Here is a 7,038-nt window from a genome sequence, read left to right as displayed (position 1 = left end):
TGGAAGAGCGCGATGAATCAATTTGCGATTCTGTACGGAGATCGATTTATCAGGCCGACCTGGTAAAAGCACGACCTACCTGACGGCAGGCCGTTATCGGCCCGCACACAAAATATCTGACAGTCTCCATCAGCTGGAACTCCGGACAAGAGTCGCTTGAGGATTTGTGTAGACGGCTGCCAGGCAGTGAGGGGACAACCCCCCTCACCGAGGCGGCAACTACCGCGAGACGTGATGGTTATCCAGCACGCGATTGACCAGCAGCTCACTCAGCATGATGACCTGCTGCAGAATCTGCATCGCCTTGCGCTGCGACGGATCGACGGTGTCGCCAATATCCCGGGCCATGTCACTGGCCGACGACAGCGTTTCGCACGCTTCGACCAGTAGCGTTTCGTCATCCACCGTTGGATTGACCAGATAGATCTTGCCGGGCTTGCGCGATGGCTTGGACGTCTTCTGCGCCCCAGGATCGAGGTAATGATTGATCGCCCGCTCGGTTGCCGTTTTTATGTTTTCGGCTTCGAGTGCTGCGTCGTAGGGGATTGAATCGGTTTCTGGTGGGTTTGGTGTGGCTTTGAACATACGTGTAACTCCTATCGCAGACTTCAAGGAGCCATCACCCACGCTACCAAACGATGGGTGGCGGCCATACGCGGGTTGGTAGACCGGCTGCAATAGGAACCCGGCGCTCACGAATGAGCCCCACGCATGACCACCATAAAACAGAGCCCCAAAAAGGGACTGGATACGGTGTTGCCATACAGCTATTACAGACGGGCTACCAAACCCGATCACTGTTTTTCAGTGACAGGGAAACGATATAGCCCACCCCATAGCCGCGTAAGCCGGCGGATTCTGGCGTACGCGTAGGCAACGACGCAAGGTGTTGTAGCCCTTATGGCGTAACGGTTCGTGTACTTTAAACGACCATGCGCCGTCGTGTTTACACACAGCGAAAGCCGTGAACTCACCGTGTTTTTGTTGGGATTACTTGTATGCGGGGGGGCTGGATGTTGAGGCACAAGATCAATTGCCTCACTGAGATCTTGCCAAGTGAGCGCTTGCAGGAAGATCGAGATGGGGGGAGGGGATCAGTCGCGGACAATTTCAGAACGCCAGACAGCACAAAGGGGAGCCGAAGCTCCCCTTTAATTTTGTCGTCGCGTGCTCTTTTTTATTATTGAGGGGCGGTCTGTTGTTGTTTTTGGCAACCGTGGCCCTTTACCGCTGTTTTTGGCGACCCCCATCCGGGGTCAAGAGCAAACGTATTTTTTTGAGCGCTGATCTGCTTTCTCGTCTAGCGATCCAACCGATTCGGGAGCTACCTGAAGGTAGTTTTATTGTTCTCTGCCCGGTTGCGGGTCATTCCGAGGAATACCCTGAAAAGCACACCTTCTCCAAAAAAATCTGTTAGCTGCGTCTCTGCCGTGTTGTTTTTGTTATGTCAGAGTCGGTACGTCTTATTTTTATTGGTTTGCTGCTTTTTATTCTTGTTATGCCATAGAGATAGCAGAAGCCGTGCCAACTTTTCAAAACCCTTGTAAATCAATGGTTTGAAATTTCTGAAGGATTTTTCCTTCAGTCAAAACCAGACAATTTGTTTCCGTGTTACTCGTCTATGCCCACGTTTCGGACACAGCGGTAACACCTTCGCCCTCACTGTGCGCTACGGGCCTTGGCCACACGCGAACCGGTCGGGCGACCCAGCACGGCACTGATCTGTTGACCGGCGGCAATCAAGGCGTCGAGGTCGATGCCGGTCTCGATGCCCAGGCCGTTGAGCAGGTACACCACGTCTTCGGTGGCGACGTTACCGCTGGCGCCCTTGGCGTACGGGCAGCCGCCGAGGCCGGCGATGGAGCTGTCGAACACCGCGATGCCTTCCAGCAGGCTGGCGTAGATGTTGGCCATGGCCTGGCCGTAGGTGTCGTGGAAGTGGCCGGCGAGTTTCTCTCGCGGTACCTGTTTCGAGACCACTTCGAACAGTCGGCGGGTGGCGCCAGCGGTGCCGGTGCCGATGGTGTCGCCCAGCGACACTTCATAGCAGCCCATCGCGTACAGCTCGCGGGCGACCATGGCCACTTGTTCCGGGGCGACCTCGCCTTCATAAGGGCAACCCAGCACGCAGGACACGTAACCGCGCACAGTAACGCCGTGCTGTTTCGCCGATTCCATGATCGGCGCGAACCGCGCCAGGCTTTCGCTGATCGAGCAATTGATGTTGCGCTGCGAGAACGCTTCGGACGCGGCGGCAAACACTGCGACTTCCTTGACCCCGGCGGCCAACGCATCCTCAAAACCGCGCAGGTTCGGTGCCAGTGCGCCGTAGGTCACGCCGGGCTTGCGCTGGATCTGCGCAAACACGTCGGCGGAACCGGCCATCTGCGGCACCCACTTGGGTGAAACGAAACTGCCGACTTCTATATAGCCGAGGCCAGCGGCGCTCAGCGCGTCGACCAGTTGCACCTTGTCGGCGACGCTGATGGGCTGGGCTTCGTTCTGCAGGCCGTCACGGGGGCCGACTTCGATCAGGCGTACTTGGGAGGGGAGGGACATGGGATTGACCTGTGCTGATTGTCTGAACATTGCAAGTAAACCCTGTGGGAGCCAGCCTGCTGGCGATAGCGCCGGGCCAGTCGACATCTATGTTGAATGTGCGATGGCTATCGCCAGCAGGCTGGCTCCCACAGGGGATCGAGGTAGGCTTACTGGACGGATTGGCTCTTCAGCGTCTGCTCCAGCGCCTGCACGCAGCGCTCTTCGGCGGTGTCGAGTTCCAGCTTCATCTGTTCGATGTCCAGCAATTGCTGTTCAAGCTGTTCGCGGCGTTCGCTGATTTTCGCCAGCATGCTGTTGAGTTGTTTGGTGTTACCGCTGGAAGGGTCGTAGAGCTCGATCAGTTCGCGGCACTCGGCCAGTGAAAAACCGATGCGTTTGCCCCGCAGGATCAGCTTCAGGCTGACCTTGTCGCGTGGCGAATAGATGCGTTCCTGGCCTCGGCGCTCGGGGCTGAGCAGGCCTTGTTCTTCATAGAAGCGGATCGCCCGGGTGGTGATGTCCAGCTCGCGGGCGAGGTCGGAAATGCTGTAGGTCTGGCTGCTCATGAAAGCGCTCGAAGAAGGGTCTTGGCGCTAAGCTAATGGCAGGTTGACGTTTACGTCAAGTGGCGGGCGCCTGCAGCTTGTCGAGCTTCTTCTCGTGCGCCGTCACTTGCTGGCACAGCTCGATCATCTGCTCGCGCATCCAGCGGTTGGCCGGGTCCTGGTCGGTGCTTTCGTGCCAGTACAAATGGGTTTCCACCGGCGGCACATCGTTGACCGGCAGATTGAACGCATGCAGGTCATGACGACGTGCGAAACGTTCCGGCACGGTCATCACCATGTCGGTCTGCTGCAACACTTGGGACGCCATCAGATAGTGCTGCGAGCGCAGGGCGATCTTGCGCTGGATGCCCATCTTGCCCAGCGCCAGATCGACGTGGCCCAGGCCACTGCGACGGCTGGAAATATGAATGTGGGTCAGCGACAGGTAATCGTCGAGGGTGAATTTTTCCTTGGTCGCCAGCGGATGACCCTTGCGCATCGCGCAGACGTAACGGTCTTCCATCAGCTTGACGTGGCGCACCTGCGGGTCGGTGTTGAGCGGCGCGTCCACGGCGAAATCGAGGCGCCCGGCGGCCAGTTCCTTGGTGGTTTCCCGGCGTTTGGACAGGAAGCTTTCGATGATCACCGTCGGCGCCAGACGACGCAGACGCTGGAACAGCGGCGGCAGAATCACCGCTTCGGTCAGGTCAGTCATGCTGATGCGGTAAGTCTTGACCGCTTGCGAAGGGTTGAAAATGCGGCTTTCCTGAACCGACACCCGCAGCAGCGACAGCGCGTTGCGCACCGGGCCGATGATGTTCTGCGCCATGGGCGTCGGCACCATGCCCTGGGCCGTGCGTACGAAGAGCGGGTCGTTGAAGGTCTCGCGCAACCGCGCCAGGGCGTTGGACACCGCCGGCTGGGTGATGCCGACAATCTGCCCGGCGCGGGTCAGGTTGGCTTCGGTATAGATCGCGTCGAAGACGATGAAAAGGTTGAGGTCGACCTTGCTCAGATTCATTACGCGGCTCTCTTTTTATAGGTGGATGGCGCGGGTCAGGGCGGCCAGGAAAATCAACCAATCATATATCGGTGATGAATGTTTATACACATCGAGAATAGGCTAGGTAAATTATCAGCGCTGTTCTAGCATCGATTGCATGACCTAAACAACCTCTGCCACAGAAGGTAATTGCTCATGGATTTCGCTTATTCGCCCAAGGTTCAGGAACTGCGTGAGCGCGTGACCGCGTTCATGGACACTTACGTTTACCCGGCCGAAGCCGTGTTCGAACGGCAGGTTGCCGAGGGCGACCGCTGGCAGCCGACCGCAATCATGGAAGAGCTCAAGGCCAAGGCCAAGGCCGAAGGGCTGTGGAATTTGTTTCTGCCTGAGTCGGAACTGGGCGCCGGCCTGACCAACCTCGAATACGCGCCACTGGCGGAAATCATGGGCCGTTCGCTGCTCGGTCCCGAGCCGTTCAACTGCTCGGCGCCGGACACCGGCAACATGGAAGTGCTGGTGCGTTACGCCAACGAAGAACAGAAACAGCGCTGGCTCGAACCGCTGCTGCGCGGCGAGATCCGCTCGGCGTTCGCCATGACCGAGCCGGACGTCGCGTCTTCAGACGCCACCAACATGGCCGCCCGTGCCTTGCGCGATGGTGACGAGTGGGTGATCAACGGCAAAAAATGGTGGACCTCCGGCGCCTGCGATCCGCGCTGCAAGATCCTGATCTTCATGGGCCTGAGCAACCCCGACGCCCCGCGCCACGCCCAGCACTCGATGATTCTGGTGCCGGTCGACACCCCCGGCGTGAAGATCGTCCGTCCGCTGCCGGTGTTCGGTTACGACGACGCACCTCACGGCCACGCCGAAGTGCTGTTCGACAACGTGCGGGTGCCGTACGAAAACGTCCTGCTCGGTGAAGGACGCGGCTTTGAAATTGCGCAAGGTCGCCTTGGCCCAGGTCGGATTCACCACTGCATGCGTTCGATCGGCATGGCCGAGCGCGCACTGGAACTGATGTGCAAACGCTCGGTGAGCCGCACCGCGTTCGGCAAACCGTTGGCGCGTCTGGGCGGTAACGTCGACAAGATCGCCGACTCGCGGATGGAGATCGACATGGCGCGCCTGCTGACCCTGAAAGCGGCGTACATGATGGACACCGTGGGCAACAAGGTCGCCAAGAGCGAAATCGCGCAGATCAAGGTCGTCGCACCGAACGTCGCCTTGCGGGTGATCGACCGGGCGATCCAGATTCATGGCGGTGCAGGGGTGTCGAACGATTTCCCGCTGGCCTACATGTACGCCATGCAACGCACCCTGCGCCTGGCCGACGGCCCGGACGAAGTGCACCGCGCGGCGATCGGCAAGTTCGAGATCGGCAAGTATGTGCCGAAGGAAATGCTGCGTAGCGGTCATTAAGACCGCGTCGCCTGCTATCGCGAGCAGGCTCGCTCCCACGGGGTCGCTGGTGTCCACTTACTTTGTGTTCACTGGAAATTTATTGTGGGAGCGAGCCTGCTCGCGATGGGGCCTGCTCGTTCAACGCATCAACACCAGATTCAGTAAACCCAAACCTCGACCCGCCGATTTTTGATCCGCCCTTCATCCCCGCTGTTGGTCGCCACCGGCATCAGCGCGCCAAACCCGCGCACCTCGCGCAACACCACGCCGTTCTTCACCAGCTCCCGACTTACCGCCATCGCCCGCAGCTTCGACAACAAATCCGCCCGCGCCGGGTCGTCCTTGGCATCGCCAAATCCCACCAGTGTTACCGCGCGGTCGGTCTTGTCGTGGTGCTTTATATAGTCGAACACCCGGGCCAGATCCTGGCGGGCCTTGTTGTCGAGGCTGGCGCTGCCTTCTTCGAAACGGAAGTTCACCGTCAGACGCTGGGCGTGCCGGCTGAGGGATTGATAACCCTCGGGCATCAGCGCATTCGGCGTGACCGAGATGGCGTGCACGGTCTGGGCGATAAAACCGTTGGCCGCGACAATCGCCTGGCCCTGGCGGCTTTGCGCAAAATCCACCAAGGCGGCGGCCCACGGATTTTGATTGTCGGGTGGCAAATAGAAGAACAGCCGGCGGGACAGTGGATAGTCTTCGGTGGCAATCAGACTGGCCAGTGGCAGCATGGCCTGGGATTGCCCGTCGACGATGGCCACGGCCTTGGCCTGGCGCACATAAGGCAGACCGATAAAGCCGATGCCTTGCGGATCGGCACTGACCGCGTCGGACAATTGCTCGCTCGACTCGAAACGTTTCGCCGAACTGTTAAGAGTTTTCCCACGACGGCTGAGGACCAGTTCCTTGAACGTGTCGTAGGTGCCGGACTGATCATCCCGCGCATACAGATGAATCGTCCCACCCTTGCCGCCGAGTTCTTCCCACGTCTTGGCCTCGCCGCTGAAGATCCGCGCCAGTTGCTCGGTGTTCAGTTGATTCAGCGGATTGTCGGGGTGAAGGATGATCGCCAGGCCATCGATGGCGATGACCTGCTCGGCGCCTGGACTTTTCAGATCGCCAAGCGAAACAAGGCTGGCGAGCTCGCTGTCCTTGATCGGGCGCGAAGACGCAGCGAGATCGGCGCTGTTGTTTTTGAGTGCGGAGAAACCGGTGCTGGAACCATGGGCGGCGATTTGCACCACGACCCGTTTACCTTGAGCCGTAAGCCCGACGACCCGTTGTTCGTTGGCGGTGTCCGGGGTTTCGCTGTGGACTTTCACCAGACCCTGTTCTTCCAGCAGGCCTTCCACCAGTGCCGGGCCGAGGGCTGCGCCAATGGTGTTGGAACCCTGGATGCGCAATACCGGGCCGTTCTCGGGAATGGGCAATGCAGCGGCCGAAACCTGCAGCCAGGCACTCAGGAGAAAGACGAACAGAACGCGCAGGGTCATGCCGGCACCGAATGCAGCCAAGGGGATTGCCGGGGAGATTAAGTCAGGG

At 59.3% G+C, this 7,038-nt stretch carries 6 protein-coding genes; 1 reads left to right on the top strand and 5 read right to left on the bottom strand.

Going from position 1 to position 7,038, the window contains the following annotated elements:
• Positions 1-219: 219 nt before the first annotated feature.
• The 4 genes from DXT77_RS21050 to DXT77_RS21025 form a co-directional block, all read right to left on the bottom strand.
• Positions 220-585, bottom strand: a complete 366-nt coding sequence (locus tag DXT77_RS21050; RefSeq protein ID WP_096822297.1) for a DUF6124 family protein — start codon at positions 583-585, stop codon at positions 220-222.
• Between the two features lie 1,074 nt (positions 586-1,659).
• Positions 1,660-2,559 (bottom strand): hydroxymethylglutaryl-CoA lyase, encoded by a 900-nt coding sequence (locus DXT77_RS21040; protein WP_007951509.1) that lies wholly within the window; start codon positions 2,557-2,559, stop codon positions 1,660-1,662.
• 149 nt (positions 2,560-2,708) lie between these two features.
• On the bottom strand, positions 2,709-3,107 hold the full coding sequence (locus DXT77_RS21030) for a MerR family DNA-binding transcriptional regulator (RefSeq protein WP_085648263.1): 399 nt from the start codon (positions 3,105-3,107) through the stop codon (positions 2,709-2,711).
• Between the two features lie 55 nt (positions 3,108-3,162).
• Positions 3,163-4,107 (bottom strand): LysR family transcriptional regulator, encoded by a 945-nt coding sequence (locus DXT77_RS21025; protein ID WP_011334997.1) that lies wholly within the window; start codon positions 4,105-4,107, stop codon positions 3,163-3,165.
• A gap of 177 nt (positions 4,108-4,284) precedes the next feature.
• Between DXT77_RS21025 and DXT77_RS21020 the strand changes: the two genes are divergently transcribed.
• Complete coding sequence (locus DXT77_RS21020; protein WP_119428997.1) at positions 4,285-5,514, top strand: acyl-CoA dehydrogenase; 1,230 nt, start codon at positions 4,285-4,287, stop codon at positions 5,512-5,514.
• Positions 5,515-5,654: 140 nt separating this feature from the next.
• On the opposite strand, the gene DXT77_RS21015 is transcribed toward DXT77_RS21020, so the two are convergent.
• Positions 5,655-6,989, bottom strand: a complete 1,335-nt coding sequence (locus DXT77_RS21015) for a substrate-binding domain-containing protein (protein ID WP_119428999.1) — start codon at positions 6,987-6,989, stop codon at positions 5,655-5,657.
• Positions 6,990-7,038: the final 49 nt, after the last annotated feature.

The sequence above is a fragment of the Pseudomonas sp. 91RF genome (assembly GCF_003576265.1).
Taxonomy (GTDB): domain Bacteria; phylum Pseudomonadota; class Gammaproteobacteria; order Pseudomonadales; family Pseudomonadaceae; genus Aquipseudomonas; species Aquipseudomonas kribbensis.
Note: the sequence above shows the minus strand (reverse complement) of the source record. Positions and strands in the feature narration are given on the sequence as shown.

Bases quoted from the DNA above. Each gene is read 5' to 3' on its own strand.
- DXT77_RS21050 (WP_096822297.1), bottom strand. From the start codon at position 585: ATGTTCAAAGCCACACCAAACCCACCAGAAACCGATTCAATCCCCTAC.
- DXT77_RS21040 (WP_007951509.1), bottom strand. From the start codon at position 2,559: ATGTCCCTCCCCTCCCAAGTACGCCTGATCGAAGTCGGCCCCCGTGAC.
- DXT77_RS21030 (WP_085648263.1), bottom strand. From the start codon at position 3,107: ATGAGCAGCCAGACCTACAGCATTTCCGACCTCGCCCGCGAGCTGGAC.
- DXT77_RS21025 (WP_011334997.1), bottom strand. From the start codon at position 4,107: ATGAATCTGAGCAAGGTCGACCTCAACCTTTTCATCGTCTTCGACGCG.
- DXT77_RS21020 (WP_119428997.1), top strand. From the start codon at position 4,285: ATGGATTTCGCTTATTCGCCCAAGGTTCAGGAACTGCGTGAGCGCGTG.
- DXT77_RS21015 (WP_119428999.1), bottom strand. From the start codon at position 6,989: ATGACCCTGCGCGTTCTGTTCGTCTTTCTCCTGAGTGCCTGGCTGCAG.